The sequence below is a fragment of the Frigoribacterium sp. 2355 genome, from assembly GCF_054060695.1.
Window position 1 is genome coordinate 340,309 of record NZ_JBSSDL010000002.1, and the last position, 14,990, is coordinate 355,298.

Consider the following 14,990-nt stretch of genomic DNA (forward strand, 5'->3'; position numbering starts at 1 on the left):
GACGCGGCCGCGTGCGTCCCACGCGGCGGCCGTCCGACGCGGCGATGGCCGTCCGACGCGGCGGTGGCCGTCCGACGCCGCGGTGCAGAGATCCTCAGCGGCGCGGCAGGTGGCCGAGTTCGAGCGCCAGCGTGACGGCGCGCGTCCGGTCGTTGACGCCGAGTTTCTCGAAGACGTGCAGCAGGTGCGTCTTGACCGTCGCCTCGCCGACGAACAGCCGGCGTCCGATCTCGCGGTTCGAGCAACCCTCCGCCACGAGGGCGAGCACGTCGGTCTCGCGAGGACTCAACGGGGTCGGGCGCGGCACGGGCTCGGCGCCGCTGCGTGCGCGGCCGACGAGACGGGCCGCCATGGCGGGGGCGAGGGCCACCTGTCCCGCGACCACGGCTCGGAGGCCCGCCACGAGCTCGTCCTCCGGGGAGGCCTTCAGGAGGTAGCCGCTCGCCCCCACCTCGATCGCCCGCAGGATGCTGTCGTCGGACTCGTAGGTGGTGAGCACGACGACCTTGGTCGTCGGGTGACGTGCCAGGACGGCCTCGGTCGCCTCGACACCGTCGAGGCCGGGCATGCGGAGGTCCATCACGATCAGGTCGGGCTCGAGCGAGTCCGCCAGGGCGACGGCCTCGGAGCCGTCGCTCGCCTGCCCCACCACGACGAAGTCGTCCGTCGTCGCGAGCAGGGCGGCGATGCCCTGCCGCACGATCGGATGGTCGTCGGCCACGAGGGTGCGGTGCACGGGCGATCCCGCCGACGAGGCTCCGGGCCCGGTCGACGTCGCACCCTCGTGCGCGGGCCCCGCGGTCACGGGGTCACCACCGCGGCGCGGGGGACCTGCGCGGTGACGACCGTCCCGTCACGATCCGACGAGACGTCGAGGCGGCCGCCCGACAGTTCGAGCCGCTCGCGGAGACCGTCGAGGCCGAACCCGGTCGATGCGACCGCCGTGTCGAACCCGGTGCCGTCGTCGGACACGACGAGCACGGCCGTCCCGTCCGTCGCCGTGAGCGTGACCCGCGCCGACGTCGACGCACTGTGCTTGCGGACGTTGGCCAGCGCCTCCTGGGTGCACCGCACCAGCACGACCTGCAGGTCGCGGGGCAGGTCGACCTCGACGGCGTCGACCGTGACCCCGATGCCGCTCTCCCGCTCGAAGCGCTCGCCGAGGCGGTGGAGGGCGGCCGCCACGTCGGTGCCCGCCGGTCCGGTGGACGCGGTCGCCGCGACGAGGGTGCGCGCCTCGGTGAGGGCCTCGCGGGCGGCGGCCTCGATGACGTCGAGCCGTTCACGGGTCGTCGTCAGGTCGCCGGCCGCGAGGGCTCCGCGGGTCTGCTGGGCGAGCATGACGACTCCGGTCAGGCTCTGGGCGATCGTATCGTGGATCTCCCGGGCCAGCCGCTCGCGTTCGGTGCTCGTGCCCGCGTCGCGGTGGCGGGCGGCCAGTTCGGCCTGGGCCTCGCGCAGCTCGTCGAGCAGCCGGCCGCGTTCGACCCCGACCCGGGCGATCGTGGTGATCCACATCCCCAGCGCGATGCTGAAGACGAGCGAGAGGCCTTCGCTGGTGGCGGCCGTCGCGAGGGCCTCGGCCGACCAGCCGAGGCTGACGACGAACCCGATCGAGATGGCGACGCACAGGCAGACGTTGGCGACGATCGCGGACCGGGTGCCGGGCAGCAGCGTCCAGATCAGCGGCATGAGGAAGGCCTGCACGACCGCGAGTTCGGGAGTGGCGGCCACGGCGACGCCGCCCACCACCACGAGCGCGGCGACGGCCGTCACGGTCGGCAGCGACAGCAGCGCGTCGGCGCGACGCACCACGGGCCGTGCGAGGGCGAACCACGCGAGCAGCAGCAGCCCGACGGCGACGAACGAGGCCGTGACCCGGCCGCTCGACGAGGTCGTGGCCAGGACGACCATCACCACGACCGTGATCGCGAGGCCGGCGTCCCACCAGCGCATCGAGATGGCGGTGCCCGACCGGGCGGAGGCCGCGGCCTCCGCCCGGTCGCCGGTGTCGTCCATGTCGATCACGCTAGTGGCAGCCGCGGGCCGTCGAGGCCGACGAGGTCGTCGTCGATCGGGCGGGGGACGGTGGCCGTCCACCGGTCAGGTGTCCTTCCTGATCCACCGGAAGGTCAGCAGCGAGGCGACGGCGCCGGCGACGAGCCAGACCGCCAGCCAGAGCGCGACGCCGGGCAGGTCCCACGATCCGCCGGCCTCGGCGGCCGAGAACGTGTCGGGCAGGAACACGCTGCGCATGCCCTGCGCCAGCCACTTCAACGGGAACACCGAGGCCACCGACTGCAGCCAGTCGGGCAGCTGGGTGAACGGCAGGTAGACCCCCGAGATGAACTGCAGCACGAGCGTGATCGGGACGATCACGGCCGTGGCGCTCTTCCCGCTGCGGGGCACGCGCGAGAGGGCGATGCCGACCAGTGCCGACGTCGCGATGCCGAGCAGGTAGACCCAGGCGAGCGTCAGCCACGACCCGGCGTCGGTCGGCAAGGGCACGCCGAAGAGCACCCGGGCCACCAGCACGAGCAGCGCCACCTGCAGCAGGCTCGTGACGAGCACCTGGCCGAACTTGCCGACGAAGTACGACCCGACCGGCAGGGGCGTCCCCGAGAGTCGCTTGAGGGTGCCGTCGCCACGCTCGAGGGCGATGTCGACGGCGAGGTTCTGCACGCCCGAGAGCAGGATGCCGGCCGCGATCATGCCCGGCAGGTAGAACGCGGCGGCCCCCACCTCGGAACCGTCCGGCCGCGTGCCGAACGAGCCCGAGGCGCTGAAAGCCGTGGAGAAGATCGCGAGCATCACGACCGGGAACAGGAACGTGAAGAAGACGGTGTCGCCGGCCCGGAAGTACCCCCGCACCTCGTACCGGGTGCGGCTCAGGCCGAGCGAGAGCGTCCTCACGAGGTCACCCCGGACGAGGAGGCGCGCGGCGCGTCCCCGGCGTCCGTCGCGCCCCGTGTTCCGTCCGCGACGTGCTCGGCGGTCGCGACCAACCCGAGGTACACGTCCTCCAGCGACGGCCGGATCACCTCGAGCGAGCGCGGTTCGCCGCCGCGGGCGTGCAGGTCGGCGACCAGGGCGCCCGGTGCGGAGGTGCGGACGTCGTGCCGTCCGTGCTCGTCGAGCCAGGTCACGCGAGGGGTGCGCGCCTCCTCGTCCCCGAGCTCGTCGGGTCGCCCCTGGGCGACGAGCCGGCCCTGCGCGATCACCGCGACGCGGTCGCTCAGCTGCGCCGCCTCGTCGAGGTAGTGCGTGGTGAGGACGATGCTCGTCCCGTCGTCCGACAGCGACCGGATCAACTGCCAGAACTGTCGGCGGGCCTCGGGGTCGAAGCCCGTGGTCGGTTCGTCGAGGAACAACAGCTCGGGGCCGCCGACCACACCGAGCGCGACGTCGACGCGTCGTCGCTGCCCGCCGGACAGCGACCGGATGCGTGCCCCGGCCTTCGCCTCGAGGCCGACCGCGGCGATCACCTGGTCGACGTCGCGCGGGTTCGGGTAGAAGCCGGCGAAGTGGGCGATCTGCTCGCGCACCGTGGCCGTCCCCTGTTCGCCGGAGGTCTGCAGGACGATGCCGAGGCGCGCCTTCCAGTCGAGTCCGGCGTGCTGCGGGTCGGCGCCGAGCACCGACACGTCGCCGCCCGACCGGTCCCGGTAGCCCTCGAGGATCTCGATGGTGGTCGACTTGCCGGCGCCGTTGGGGCCGAGCAGGCCGAGGGTCTCGCCCGCGGCCACCTCGAACGAGAGGCCGTGCAGAGCCGTGGCGGTGCCGTAGGTCTTGGTGAGGTCGTGCACTCGCACGACGGGTTCGGGGGTCATGGCTCCAGCGTGCGCCGTGGCGGCTCCGCGCACCAGGCCCGACCGGCCGAGGCCGGGTCCACCGATCGGTGGACCCGGCCTCGGGACGGGGGTCGCGGCCTCAGGCGAACAGGCGCTGGAGGCGGCGGACACCCTCGAGCAGCTCGTCGTCGCCGAGGGCGTAGGACAGCCGGAGGTACCCGCTGGGCCCGAAGGCCTCACCGGGCACGGTGGCGACGTCGGCCTGTTCGAGGATGAGGTCGGCGAGTTCGAGCGACGTGGTGGGCGTGACGCCTCCCCACTCGCGACCGAGCAGGCCCTGCACGTCGGGGTAGACGTAGAAGGCACCCTCGGGGGTGGGGGTGACGACGCCGTCGATCCGGTTGAGCTCGCGGACGATGGTGCTGCGTCGGGCGTCGAAGGCGACCCGCATGGCCTCGACCTCGTCCTGCGGCCCGGTGAGGGCCGCGAGGGCCGCCCGCTGCGACACGTTCGAGACGTTCGAGGTGAGGTGCGACTGGAGGTTCGCGGCACCCTTGACCACGTCGGTCGGGCCGATCATCCAGCCGACCCGCCACCCGGTCATCGCGTAGGTCTTGGCCACGCCGTTGACCAGGATCGCCTGGTCGGCCAGCTCGGGCACGGCCTCGGTGATCGAGACGGCCGTCACCCCGTCGTAGGTGAGGTTCTGGTAGATCTCGTCGGTGATCACCCAGACGCCGGCCTCGAGGGCCCAACGACCGATCGCCTCGACCTCGTCGGGTGAGTAGACCGCGCCCGTCGGGTTCGACGGCGAGCAGAACAGCAAAACCTTCGTGCGCTCGGTGCGGGCGGCCTCGAGCTGGTCGACCGTGACCTTGTAGCCCTGGTCGGCACCGGCGAAGACCTCGACGGTGACTCCGCCGGCGAGGGCGATGGCCTCGGGGTAGGTCGTCCAGTAGGGCGACGGCAGGAGGGCTTCGTCGCCGTCGTCGAGCAGCGCCTGGAAGGCCTGGTAGACGGCCTGCTTGCCACCGTTCGTGACGATCACCTGCGACGTCGACACCGTGGTGCCGCTGTCGCGCAGGGTCTTCTCGACGATCGCCTCGCGCAGTTCGAGCAGGCCGGCCGCGGCCGAGTAGCGGTGGTTGCGCGGGTCGCGGGCGGCGACGACGGCCGCGTCGACGATGTGGTCGGGCGTGGGGAAGTTGGGCTCGCCCGGGCCGTAGCTGATGATCGGTCGGCCCTGTGCCAGCAGGGCCTTGGCCTTCGCGTCGACGGCCAGCGTGGCCGATTCGGCGATCGACGAGATACGGGACGAGAGACGGCGCGCGGTCGGGGTCACGCGGGTCAGCCTAGCGGGGGTGTGACCGGCCCGGACGGGTGCGCCCGCCGGCGGTCCGTCGGACCCCGTGGCGCCCGGCTTTGCACGCGCCCGCCGCTTCGCCTACACTTGACGAGGCGATCGAATGCGCCAAGCTTCAGCGCGCCTCTGCAGTCCGGTTTACCAACAGCCGACTGAGAGAGGCAGGGCCTCCGGGTCCGACCGAGAGGTCATCTGAAGGGCGTCGATCCCATAGGGCGGTGGCTCAATTGGTAGAGCAGCGGTCTCCAAAACCGCAGGTTGCAGGTTCGAGTCCTGTCCGCCCTGCAGCCCGGCTGTGTTCTTCATGACACGGTGATCACACACAGATACGGACACAGGCCCACGGGCCGAGCTCGGAAGGTCGGAACAGTGGCGAGAAAAGACGTTGACGTCCCCAGTGAAGACGTCGTCGAGAAGGCGAAGAGCGACGGTGCGACGCGCCGCAGTCCCTTCGCCCGCATCGCGTTGTTCATCCGCCAGGTGATCGCCGAGCTCAAGAAGGTCGTCACGCCGACCCGCAAAGAGCTGCTCAGCTACACCGGCGTCGTCCTGGTCTTCGTGGTCATCATGATGGCCCTCGTCTCCCTGCTCGACCTGGTGTTCGGCACCGGCGTCGGCTACGTCTTCGGCAACGGCCCGACCGGCAGCTGACGCGTCACCCACCGGCCGACTCCCCGAGCACCACGTGAGCGGGTCCCGTGCCACCAAGCACGAGCACCCGACAACCCCGATCGAAAGAAGAACCCTTGCCTGACAACGAGCGCGACGACATCGACCTCGCCACCGCTGCCGAGCAGTCCTCCGAGGTCGAAGAGGCCCAAGAGGGCGGCACGCTGGCCGCCGACGAGGACGCCGTCGAGCCCGCCGAGTCCGAGGCCCTCTCGGTCGTCGACGAAGGCGACTCCGGTTCGACCGACACGAGCGACCTCGACGGCCTGCTCGACACGCTGGCCGAGGCACGCGACCCCGAGGCCGACGCGATCGTCGACGACGCCCTCGACATCGACGACGAGTTCGAGGCCGAGGCCGCGGTCGAGGCCACCGACGACGAGGCCGACTCCGAGGCCGAGCAGGCGGCCGACGAGGGCGACGCCCCCGCCGCGAACGCCGTCGTCGCCGAGGCCGAGCAGTCCGTCCAGGACGCCGACGCCGAGATCGCGCACGACGACGTCGACGTCGACGTGTCCGCCACCGAGGTCGAGGACGACGAGCCCGCCGAGGTCGACCCCTACGAGGCCTTCCGTTACGAGCTGCGGGGCAAGCCCGGCAAGTGGTACGTCATCCACTCGTACGCCGGCTTCGAGCGCCGCGTGAAGCAGAACATCGAGAACCGCATGGTCTCGATGACCATGGAGGACTACATCTACCAGGTAGAGGTCCCCATGGAGGACGTGGTCGAGATCAAGAACGGGCAGCGCAAGCTCGTCACCCGCGTCCGCATCCCCGGCTACGTGCTCGTGCGTCTCGACCTCAACGAGGACAGCTGGTCCGTCGTCCGCCACACCCCCGGCGTCACGGGCTTCGTGGGCAACGCCCACAACCCGACGCCGCTGCGTTTCGAAGAGGCCTTCAACATGTTGAAGAGCCTCGTCCAGGTCGACACGACCCCGGCGCCCGCCAAGGGCGGCGCCAAGGGTGGCAAGCAGGCCCAGCGGGTCATCCCCGCCGAGGTCGACTTCGAGATCGGCGAGACGATCACGATCAAAGAGGGGTCGTTCGCCGGACTTCCCGGTACGATCAACGAGATCAAGCCCGAGAGCGGCAAGCTCACCGTGCTGGTCTCGCTGTTCGAGCGCGAGACGCCGGTCGAGCTCAGCTTCGACCAGGTCACGAAGCTCTAGCAGGCACCCACCCCCCCAGGTCTACAGATCACCGGAGTCCGCGCCGCGGGCCACCGGGAGAGCAGGTCGCGACCGCGATCGGTTCGAACCCCACAAGAAGGAAAAGAACAATGGCACCGAAAAAGAAGGTCACGGGTCTGATCAAGCTTCAGATCAACGCCGGCGCCGCGAACCCCGCCCCGCCCATCGGCCCGGCCCTGGGTCAGCACGGCGTGAACATCATGGAGTTCTGCAAGGCGTACAACGCGGCGACCGAGTCGCAGCGCGGCAACGTCGTCCCCGTCGAGATCACGGTCTACGAAGACCGCTCGTTCACGTTCATCCTCAAGACCCCGCCCGCCGCCGAGCTCATCAAGAAGGCCGCCGGCGTCGCCAAGGGTTCGGGAACCCCGCACACCACCAAGGTCGGCAAGCTGACCATGGACCAGGTGCGCGAGATCGCGACGACCAAGCAGGCCGACCTGAACGCCAACGACATCGACGCCGCGGCGAAGATCATCGCCGGCACCGCCCGTTCCATGGGCATCACGGTCGACGCCTAAGCAGCACCCCTCCGTGCAGGCGACCCGCCTGCACGACCCTGACATCAGTGGGAGAGCCGGCCAGGCTCGCAACCACGTCCCCAGTACGAAGAGGTCCAACATGGCTCAGAAGTCCAAGGCGTACCGCGCCGCTGCCGAGAAGATCGAGGCAGGCAAGTTCTACAGCACCAGCGAGGCCGTGGCCGTCGCTCGCGAGACCGGCTCGAAGAAGTTCGACTCGACCGTCGAGGTCGCGCTCAAGCTCGGCGTCGACCCCCGCAAGGCCGACCAGATGGTGCGCGGCACCGTCATCCTGCCGCACGGCACGGGCAAGACCGCCCGCGTCATCGTGTTCGCGACGGGTGCCGCCGCCGAGGCGGCCATCGCCGCCGGTGCCGACGAGGTCGGTGGCGACGAGCTCATCGAGAAGGTCGCGGGCGGCTACACGTCGTTCGACTCGGCCGTCTCGACCCCCGAGCTCATGGGCAAGGTCGGTCGTCTCGGAAAGGTGCTCGGCCCCCGCGGCCTCATGCCCAACCCGAAGACCGGCACCGTGACCCCCAACGTCGCGCAGGCCGTCAACGACATCAAGGGCGGAAAGATCGAGTTCCGTGTCGACAAGCACAGCAACGTGCACTTCGTCATCGGTAAGGCCGGCTTCTCGGAAGAGCAGCTGAACACCAACCTCGACGCCGCCCTCGAAGAGGTCGTCCGCCTCAAGCCGTCCTCGTCCAAGGGCCGCTACATCACCAAGGGCACGCTGTCGACGACCTTCGGTCCCGGCATCCCCCTCGACATCAACGTCTTCTAGGTCCTCCGACCTCCCAGGCACTGCGTCGCCCGAAGGCCGTCCCACTCTCGAGTGGGGCGGCCTTCGTCGTCGGCGCCCGTCCGTGGTCGGGCGGGGAGGCGTGGGTGGGGCACCATGGGCAGATGACCGTCACCGTGCGCCCCGCCCTCCCGACCGACGCCCCCCTGCTCGCCGAGGTCGCCGCGGTGACCTTCCCGCTCGCCTGCCCGCCCGGGTCGGACCTCGCGGACATCGCCCGGGTCGTCACCACGGTGCTGTCCGAGGAGGCCTTCTCGCGCTACCTCGCCGACGACACCCGGACCGTCCTGCTGGCCGTCGACCCCACGGCCCGGGGGGCCCTCGGCTACAGCATGATGATCGCGGGAGATCCCGAGGACGCGGACGTCGCCGCAGCCGTCTCGTCCCGGCCGACCGTCGAGCTGAGCAAGTTCTACGTCATGCCGCAGGGGCACGGCACGGGGGCGGCCTCGACCCTGATGGCCGCGACCCTCGAGGCAGCCCGCGCGACCGGCGCCTCCTCGGTGTGGCTCGGGGTCAACCAGCAGAACGAACGGGCGCTTCGCTTCTACGCCAAGCACGGACTCGTGAAGGTCGGGACGAAGACCTTCGCCCTCGGCGACGACCTGCAGCAGGACTTCGTCCTCGAGCGTCGGATCTAGGCGGGGTCGCTTCGGGCCACGGCGGCCGGTCCGGAGGCCGGGTCGGGAGGCCGGGTCAGGCGGCCTCGGTGTCGTCGGTGACGCGCAGCACGAGCTTGCCGCGGGTGTGCGACCGCTCGAGGCGGGCATGGGCGTCACGGGCGTCGACCAGGTCGTAGACCTCGTCGACGTAGACCCGGACGTCTCCCGAGTCGAGCAGTCGCGAGATGACCGCCAGCGTGGCGCCGTCGGGGGAGACGGCGAACCCGGTCGACCGGACGCCTGCCTGCGCGGCCTTCTCGGCGAAGGCGGCCCCCGAGGCGAGCGGTGCGTGGACGGCGAGCCCTCCGGGTCGCAGCAACCTCAGCGACCGGTCGGCCTCGACGTCGTCGTCGACCAGGTTGAGCACGACGTCGACCTGACGGACGCTGCGGTCGACGTCGGCCGCGCCGTAGTCGACGACCTCGGCGGCACCGAGCTCCCGCAGCCAGGCCGAGTCGGCCTGCGAGCCGGTCGCGACGACGTGGGCGCCGAAGTACGAGGCGAACTGCACCGCGAAGTGCCCCACCCCGCCCGCGCCGGCGTTGATGAGGAGGCGCTGGCCCTCGTGGGCCTTGGCGACGTCGACGACCATCCCCCAGGCCGTGAGCGCCGCGAGGGGCACCGCGGCGGCTTCGAGGTGCGACAGGGTGGTGGGCTTCCGGGCCACCGACAGCGACGGGACGCTGATGTACTCGGCGTAGCTGCCACCGGAGCGCGGGCACGGGGCCATGCCGTAGACGGCGTCGCCCGGACTCAGCGGATGCGCCGCGTAGGGCGTCTCGACGACGACGCCGCTGAAGTCGTGGCCCAGCACGGCCGGGAACGCCGGGATGGCGTCGCTGTCGCCGCGACCGGCTCGGGTCTCCAGGTCGAAGCGGTTGACGCCGGCGGCGACGACGCGCACGAGCACCTCGGCGTTGACCCGTCGCGGGTAGGGCACGTCGGCGGCGACGAGCTGTTCGGGCCCGCCGGTCCGCTCGATCACCATCGCCCGCATCGTCGTCTGCATCGTCGTGTCCATCGGCGGCCCCTGTCGGCTCGTGTGCGCCGTGGCTCCGGCGCGGTGGTCAGGTCAGTCAACGGGACGGATGAGTCACCCGTGTTTCGCGGGTGTCACCGAGAGGGAAACGATGATGGGTACGGTGTGGACATGAGAGCATCGGTCGCCGTCCTGCGCGTCGCGGCTGCGGTCGCGGTCCTCGTCGCCGTCGTGGCCCAGTGGGAGAACAGCCTGCGCGACCCGGGGTACCGGTTCGTGGACTTCTTCGGGTACTTCACCATCCAGAGCAACCTGATCGTGCTGCTGGCCCTGGCGATCGGCGCGCTCACGGTGCTGCGCCGGACGACGCCGCCCCGGTGGACGGTCGCGGTGCGGGCGGCGGCGACCACGTACATCGCGCTGACCGGGCTGGTCTTCAACCTGCTGCTGGCGGGACTGCCCTCGAACGACCCGTACACCGTGGGGTGGGCGAGCAACGTGTTCCACCGGGTGATCCCCCTCTACGTCGTGCTCGACTGGGTGCTCTTCGCCGACCGCGACCGTCAGCCCTGGCGGCGGTTGTGGCAGTTCCTGGCCTTCCCGTTGGTCTGGGTGGTCGTCGTCCTGGCCCGGGGCGCCGACTTCGTGCCGTACCCCTTCCTCGACGTGGCGACCATCGGCGGGGGCGTCGTGGCGCTCTGGTGCGTGGGCATCGCCGTCGCGGTCGCCCTGATCGGGGCACTCGTCGTGGCGGCGTCGCGCCTGCGCCTCGTCGACCCGGATCGGCGCGTGCCTCAGCGCAACGGATCGTAGGGCGGGGGTTCGTAGGCCTCGTAGTCGTCGGGCGGTGGGGGCGCCGACGCCCGGCCGCCCGGCGCGAACGGGTCGACCGGCGCCTGTCGTGCGAGGGTGTCGAGCACCTGGTCGGCGAGGGCCACGAGACGGTGGATCTCGTCCTCGTCGCGCTCGACCCAGCGGCACTGCGGGTCACCGTGCAGGGGCACGAAGTCGGTGTGCTGCTCCCACACCACGAGGGTGCGCTCGGCGCCGAGCACGTACTGCTGCCAGGCCACCTGACGCAGGTACGAACGGGGGATCGACGACCAGGCCTTCTTCGTCGTCTTGATCTCGCACAGCTCGACGGTGCCGTCGGTGCGGACGGTCACGCCGTCCGGGGTGGCCAGGTGTCGCCGCTGACCCGCGGCGTGGAAGAGCTTCTGGCTGGACTCGATGCCGTGCCGCTGCAGCACCCACCGGGCGATCTCGGGCTCACGCGCCCGCCCGTGGTCGGTGTAGGCGTTGCCGCCGAAACCGTTGCCGTACAACTTGTCGAGCACGACGGCCTGCACGGCGCGCGGGCTCGAGAGTCGGGCGACGTCGGTGGCCGTGATGCCCTGGCTGCGAGCCCGCAGCCACGCGATGCGGTCCGACGAGTCGGCCAGCACGCGCGTCAGGTGCGCAGGAGGCGCGGCGGGGGTCGTCGGCTCGTCGTCGTCCCACAGGGCGAGCATGGGCTGGACGACGGTCATGGTGACCATTCTCCCTCGCCGGGGGCACGAGGACGACACCCGCGCCTCCTCGTGTCGCGGCGGAGCGGCGGGCACCGGGAGCCCGCGGTCAGACGGCGGCGGCGAGCTCGTCGATCGCCGCGGGGGAGAGGGCGTGGTGGATCGCGAGCATGCTCGCCCCCATCAGCCCCGCCCGGTCGCCCGCCCGGGACGGCACGATGCTCAGGTGCTCGGTCGCGAGCGGCATCGAGCGCTGGTAGACGACCTCGCGCACGCCGGCCAGCAGGTGCTCGCCGGCCTGCGCCATCGAGCCGCCGATCGCGATGACCGAGGGGTTGATCATGTTGACGCAGGCGGTCAGCACCTCGCCGAGGTCGCGACCCGCCTGGCGGACGGCCTGCACCGCGTCGACGTTGCCGGCCCGGACGAGCTCGACGACCTGGCGGCCACCCTCGCAGTCGTGGCCGAGGGCCCGCAGCGAGCGGGCGAGGGCCGGCCCGGAGGCGACGGCCTCGAGGCACCCGACGTTGCCGCAGTGGCAGACGACGCCGGCGCCGCGGGGGATCTGCACGTGGCCGATGTCGCCCGCGATGCCCTGGGCGCCGCGCTGCAGGCGACCGCCCGAGATGATGCCCGAGCCGATGCCGGTGGCGACCTTGACGAACAGGAAGTGGTCGGTGCCCGGCCAGGCGTGGCTGCGCTCGCCGAGGGCCATGATGTTGACGTCGTTGTCGACGAGGACGGGCACGTCGAGGTGGCGCCTCACCCAGCCCGGCACGTCGACGCCGTCCCAGCCGGGCATGATCGGCGGGTTCACCGGTCGACCCGTGCTGAACTGCACGGGGCCCGGCAGGCCGATCCCGACCCCGATGAGGTCGTCCCGGGTGCGACCGAGGCGGTCGAGCAGGGCGTCCGCTCCGGTCACCATGCCGGCGAGGGTCGTCTCGGGACCGTCGGCGATGTCGATCAGGCGACGGTCGCTGATCAGCTCGACGCCCATCAGGTCGGTCAGGGCGAGGTTGACGTGGCCCGCTCCGAAGTCCGCGGCCAGGACGACGCGGGCCGAGGGGATGAGCGCCACGCGCGAGGGAGGGCGGCCACCCGTCGAGACGGCGTCGGCGGAGGGGCCGACCAGACCGAGCTCGGCCAGGACGTCCAGGCGCAGGCCGATCGTCGACCGGGCGAGGCCCGTCATCGCCGCGAGTTCGGCCCGGGTGCGCGGCACGCCGTCGCGGAGCAGCTGGAAGATCTCGCTGGCTCCGGTGCTGCCGAGGGCAGACGACCTCGTCGTGTCGGACATGGCAGCAGTAAACCACAGCCCTCGGCGACGCCCGAGAGAACCCCGCCGAGAAAAGGTCGACTTTTGCTTGCGGGTCGACAGAAGCGGTCCTATGGTGAGTCTCGGTCGACGCCGACCGCCACTCTTCCGGGGGTGACCGGTCGACGGCTCGACCGCTGAGAGTCCCCGACGGTGCCCGTCGCCGTCGCACATCCACTCGGAAGAGGAGACACCCCTGGTGACCACCGCAAGCCCGATCTCGGTCCAGCTCTACACGGTCAGAGACGCCATCGCCGCCGACCTGCCCGGCACCCTGCAGCGCATCGCCGACCTCGGCTACACCCAGGTCGAGCCGTACGCCTTCGTCGACCGCGTCGACGAGTACGCCGAGGCCCTGCCCGCCGCCGGACTCACCGCGCCCAGCGCGCACGTCGGCCTGATCGGCAAGGACCTCGAGCCGATCTTCGCCGCCGCCACCCGTCTCGGCGTCGGCACGATCATCGACCCGCACATCGACGAGACCCGCTGGGTCACCCGTGAGGACGTCGAGGCGATCGCGAAGGAGCTGGGCGAGATCGCCGACGCGGCCGCCGCCCACGACCTCACCATCGGCTACCACAACCACGCCTTCGAGCTGGAGAACCTGATCGACGGCACCCCCGCCCTCGAGGTGTTCGCCGCGGCCCTGCCCGCGAACGTCGTGCTCGAGATCGACACCTACTGGGTCGAGGTCGGCGGCGTCGACGCCGCCGAGCTGCTCGCCCGCCTGGGCGACAAGGTTCAGTTCCTCCACGTGAAGGACGGCCCGAAGAACAAGAACGACGTCGAGCAGGTCGCCGTCGGGCGCGGGTCGATGCCCGTCCGCGACATCCTGCAGGCGGCCCGTCAGGCCACCCCCGTCGTCGAACTCGACGACCACGCCGGTGACGTGTTCACCGCGCTCGCCGACAGCCTCGAGTTCCTGCAGGGGGTCCGCGCATGACCGACGTGACGACTGCCTCGCGGCCCGCCGTCGCCTCCGACGGCAAGACCGGCCCGGTGGGCGTCGGGGTCATCGGCGCCGGCGTGATCAGCGACCAGTACCTCGGCAACCTCACGCAGTTCCCCGACCTCGAGGTGCTCTTCATCGCCGACATCGACCAGGCCCGCGCGGCGGCCCAGGCCGAGAAGTGGGGCGTGCCTGCCAGCGGCACGGTCGACGAGTTGCTCGCCCTCGACGACGTCGAGATCGTGGTCAACCTGACGATCCCGGCGGCCCACGTCGACGTGGCGCTGCAGGCCGTCGCCGCGGGCAAGCACGTCTGGGGTGAGAAGCCCTACGCCCTCGACCGCGAGAGCGGTGCCCGGCTGCTGGCCGCCGCGAAGGAGGCGGGCGTCCGCGTGGCCGTCGCCCCGGACACGTTCCTCGGCGCCGGTCTGCAGACCGGACTGCGGGTCGTGAAGCGAGGCGACATCGGCACGCCCCTGACCGGCCTCGCGCTCTTCCAGGTGCCCGGCCCCGAGTCGTGGCACCCCAGCCCCGAGTTCCTCTTCGCCTACGGCGCGGGACCGATGTTCGACGTCGGCCCGTACTACCTGACCACGCTCGTGCAGGTCTTCGGACCCGTCGCGAAGGTCACGGCCACGGCGTCGAAGGCCCGGGACAGCCGGGTCATCGGCTCGGGGCCGAAGGCCGGAACGGTCTTCCCCGTCGAGGTGCCGACGCACGTGAGCGCCCTGCTGCAGTTCGAGAGCGGCGCCAGCGCGCAGGCCGTCTTCAGCTTCGACTCGAAGCTGGCCCGTGCCGGCTTCGTCGAGATCGCCGGGACCGAGGGCACGGCCGTGTTCCCCGACCCGAACGAGTTCGAGGGCGACACGACGGTCCACACGGGCACCGACGAGCCGGCGGTCGTCGCGGCCACGGGTTCGACCTTCACCCGCGGCACCGGCGTCGCCGAGCTCGCCCAGGCCATCCGCGAGGGTCGCCGTGAGCGCGTGCCCGGCGAACTCGCCTTTCACGTCCTCGACGTCATGGTCTCGCTGGCCGAGTCCGCCGAACGCGACGAGAGCGTCCGCGTCGACTCGACCCTCGAGCCGACGCCCGAGCTGCCCGAGAGCTGGGACCCCTCCGTCCCGACCCTCGGCTGATCCGGTGCGGTGGCGGGGGCGCCCCCCCCCCCGGCCCCCCCCCGGGGGGGCCGGCCCCCCCCCCCCCCCCCCCCCCCCCCCCCCCCCCCC

At 71.6% G+C, this 14,990-nt stretch carries 16 protein-coding genes and 1 tRNA gene; 9 read left to right on the forward strand and 8 right to left on the reverse strand.

What is annotated here, in order from left to right:
* Positions 1-94: 94 nt before the first annotated feature.
* The 5 genes from ACVJ1F_RS04480 to ACVJ1F_RS04500 form a co-directional block, all read right to left on the reverse strand.
* The gene (locus ACVJ1F_RS04480; protein WP_159826098.1) at positions 95-736 is read right to left on the reverse strand and encodes a response regulator; all 642 of its coding nucleotides are present in this window, start codon (positions 734-736) and stop codon (positions 95-97) included.
* 65 nt (positions 737-801) lie between these two features.
* A complete protein-coding gene (locus ACVJ1F_RS04485) occupies positions 802-2,019 on the reverse strand; it encodes a sensor histidine kinase (RefSeq protein ID WP_456884919.1) in 1,218 nt (405 codons plus the stop codon).
* An 84-nt stretch (positions 2,020-2,103) separates the two neighbouring features.
* A complete protein-coding gene (locus ACVJ1F_RS04490) occupies positions 2,104-2,913 on the reverse strand; it encodes an ABC transporter permease (protein WP_056046543.1) in 810 nt (269 codons plus the stop codon).
* A complete protein-coding gene (locus ACVJ1F_RS04495) occupies positions 2,910-3,830 on the reverse strand; it encodes an ABC transporter ATP-binding protein (RefSeq protein WP_456884921.1) in 921 nt (306 codons plus the stop codon). The genes ACVJ1F_RS04490 and ACVJ1F_RS04495 overlap by 4 nt, the downstream gene beginning before the upstream one ends.
* 100 nt (positions 3,831-3,930) lie before the next feature.
* Positions 3,931-5,133: a pyridoxal phosphate-dependent aminotransferase gene (locus ACVJ1F_RS04500; protein ID WP_056046539.1), complete on the reverse strand. Its 1,203-nt coding sequence runs from the start codon at positions 5,131-5,133 to the stop codon at positions 3,931-3,933.
* A 233-nt stretch (positions 5,134-5,366) separates the two neighbouring features.
* Between ACVJ1F_RS04500 and ACVJ1F_RS04505 the strand changes: the two genes are divergently transcribed.
* The 6 genes from ACVJ1F_RS04505 (at position 5,367) to ACVJ1F_RS04530 (ending at position 8,986) form a co-directional block, all read left to right on the forward strand.
* A tRNA-Trp gene (locus ACVJ1F_RS04505) sits at positions 5,367-5,439 on the forward strand.
* Between the two features lie 84 nt (positions 5,440-5,523).
* Positions 5,524-5,805: a preprotein translocase subunit SecE gene (secE, locus tag ACVJ1F_RS04510; RefSeq protein ID WP_043592949.1), complete on the forward strand. Its 282-nt coding sequence runs from the start codon at positions 5,524-5,526 to the stop codon at positions 5,803-5,805.
* Positions 5,806-5,900: 95 nt separating this feature from the next.
* Positions 5,901-6,995, forward strand: coding sequence for a transcription termination/antitermination protein NusG (nusG, locus tag ACVJ1F_RS04515; RefSeq protein ID WP_456884924.1), 1,095 nt, complete (start codon positions 5,901-5,903; stop codon positions 6,993-6,995).
* A gap of 110 nt (positions 6,996-7,105) precedes the next feature.
* On the forward strand, positions 7,106-7,537 hold the full coding sequence (gene rplK / locus ACVJ1F_RS04520) for a 50S ribosomal protein L11 (protein ID WP_043592945.1): 432 nt from the start codon (positions 7,106-7,108) through the stop codon (positions 7,535-7,537).
* A 100-nt stretch (positions 7,538-7,637) separates the two neighbouring features.
* Entirely contained in the window at positions 7,638-8,327 is a 690-nt protein-coding gene (rplA, locus tag ACVJ1F_RS04525) for a 50S ribosomal protein L1 (RefSeq protein ID WP_043592944.1), read from the forward strand.
* Positions 8,328-8,449: 122 nt separating this feature from the next.
* Positions 8,450-8,986 carry a GNAT family N-acetyltransferase gene (locus ACVJ1F_RS04530; RefSeq protein WP_056046534.1) on the forward strand — a complete coding sequence of 179 codons (537 nt, stop codon included), beginning with the start codon at positions 8,450-8,452 and terminating at the stop codon, positions 8,984-8,986.
* 55 nt (positions 8,987-9,041) lie between these two features.
* Here ACVJ1F_RS04530 and ACVJ1F_RS04535 read toward each other — a convergent pair whose 3' ends face one another.
* Positions 9,042-10,028: an NADP-dependent oxidoreductase gene (locus ACVJ1F_RS04535; protein WP_456884926.1), complete on the reverse strand. Its 987-nt coding sequence runs from the start codon at positions 10,026-10,028 to the stop codon at positions 9,042-9,044.
* A gap of 129 nt (positions 10,029-10,157) precedes the next feature.
* Between ACVJ1F_RS04535 and ACVJ1F_RS04540 the strand changes: the two genes are divergently transcribed.
* On the forward strand, positions 10,158-10,799 hold the full coding sequence (locus tag ACVJ1F_RS04540; RefSeq protein WP_456884928.1) for a Pr6Pr family membrane protein: 642 nt from the start codon (positions 10,158-10,160) through the stop codon (positions 10,797-10,799).
* On the opposite strand, the gene ACVJ1F_RS04545 is transcribed toward ACVJ1F_RS04540, so the two are convergent.
* On the reverse strand, positions 10,781-11,515 hold the full coding sequence (locus ACVJ1F_RS04545) for a YqaJ viral recombinase family protein (RefSeq protein ID WP_285062999.1): 735 nt from the start codon (positions 11,513-11,515) through the stop codon (positions 10,781-10,783). The two genes, ACVJ1F_RS04540 and ACVJ1F_RS04545, sit on opposite strands and share 19 nt — an antisense overlap.
* 88 nt (positions 11,516-11,603) lie before the next feature.
* Positions 11,604-12,794: an ROK family transcriptional regulator gene (locus ACVJ1F_RS04550; RefSeq protein WP_056046530.1), complete on the reverse strand. Its 1,191-nt coding sequence runs from the start codon at positions 12,792-12,794 to the stop codon at positions 11,604-11,606.
* Between the two features lie 217 nt (positions 12,795-13,011).
* Here ACVJ1F_RS04550 and ACVJ1F_RS04555 point away from each other — a divergent pair, with 217 nt between their 5' ends.
* Together ACVJ1F_RS04555 and ACVJ1F_RS04560 are read left to right on the forward strand one after the other, a co-directional pair.
* The gene (locus tag ACVJ1F_RS04555; RefSeq protein ID WP_456884931.1) at positions 13,012-13,755 is read left to right on the forward strand and encodes a sugar phosphate isomerase/epimerase family protein; all 744 of its coding nucleotides are present in this window, start codon (positions 13,012-13,014) and stop codon (positions 13,753-13,755) included.
* Positions 13,752-14,900, forward strand: coding sequence for a Gfo/Idh/MocA family protein (locus ACVJ1F_RS04560; RefSeq protein ID WP_056046529.1), 1,149 nt, complete (start codon positions 13,752-13,754; stop codon positions 14,898-14,900). Before ACVJ1F_RS04555 ends, ACVJ1F_RS04560 begins: the two co-directional genes overlap by 4 nt.
* Positions 14,901-14,990 lie beyond the last annotated feature (90 nt).

What these genes read in the sequence shown, in the direction of transcription:
- ACVJ1F_RS04485 (WP_456884919.1), bottom strand. Translation starts at nt 2,019, where the DNA reads ATGGACGACACCGGCGACCGGGCGGAGGCCGCGGCCTCCGCCCGGTCG.
- ACVJ1F_RS04495 (WP_456884921.1), bottom strand. Translation starts at nt 3,830, where the DNA reads ATGACCCCCGAACCCGTCGTGCGAGTGCACGACCTCACCAAGACCTAC.
- rplK (WP_043592945.1), top strand. Translation starts at nt 7,106, where the DNA reads ATGGCACCGAAAAAGAAGGTCACGGGTCTGATCAAGCTTCAGATCAAC.
- rplA (WP_043592944.1), top strand. Translation starts at nt 7,638, where the DNA reads ATGGCTCAGAAGTCCAAGGCGTACCGCGCCGCTGCCGAGAAGATCGAG.
- ACVJ1F_RS04530 (WP_056046534.1), top strand. Translation starts at nt 8,450, where the DNA reads ATGACCGTCACCGTGCGCCCCGCCCTCCCGACCGACGCCCCCCTGCTC.
- ACVJ1F_RS04535 (WP_456884926.1), bottom strand. Translation starts at nt 10,028, where the DNA reads ATGGACACGACGATGCAGACGACGATGCGGGCGATGGTGATCGAGCGG.
- ACVJ1F_RS04540 (WP_456884928.1), top strand. Translation starts at nt 10,158, where the DNA reads ATGAGAGCATCGGTCGCCGTCCTGCGCGTCGCGGCTGCGGTCGCGGTC.
- ACVJ1F_RS04545 (WP_285062999.1), bottom strand. Translation starts at nt 11,515, where the DNA reads ATGACCGTCGTCCAGCCCATGCTCGCCCTGTGGGACGACGACGAGCCG.
- ACVJ1F_RS04550 (WP_056046530.1), bottom strand. Translation starts at nt 12,794, where the DNA reads ATGTCCGACACGACGAGGTCGTCTGCCCTCGGCAGCACCGGAGCCAGC.
- ACVJ1F_RS04560 (WP_056046529.1), top strand. Translation starts at nt 13,752, where the DNA reads ATGACCGACGTGACGACTGCCTCGCGGCCCGCCGTCGCCTCCGACGGC.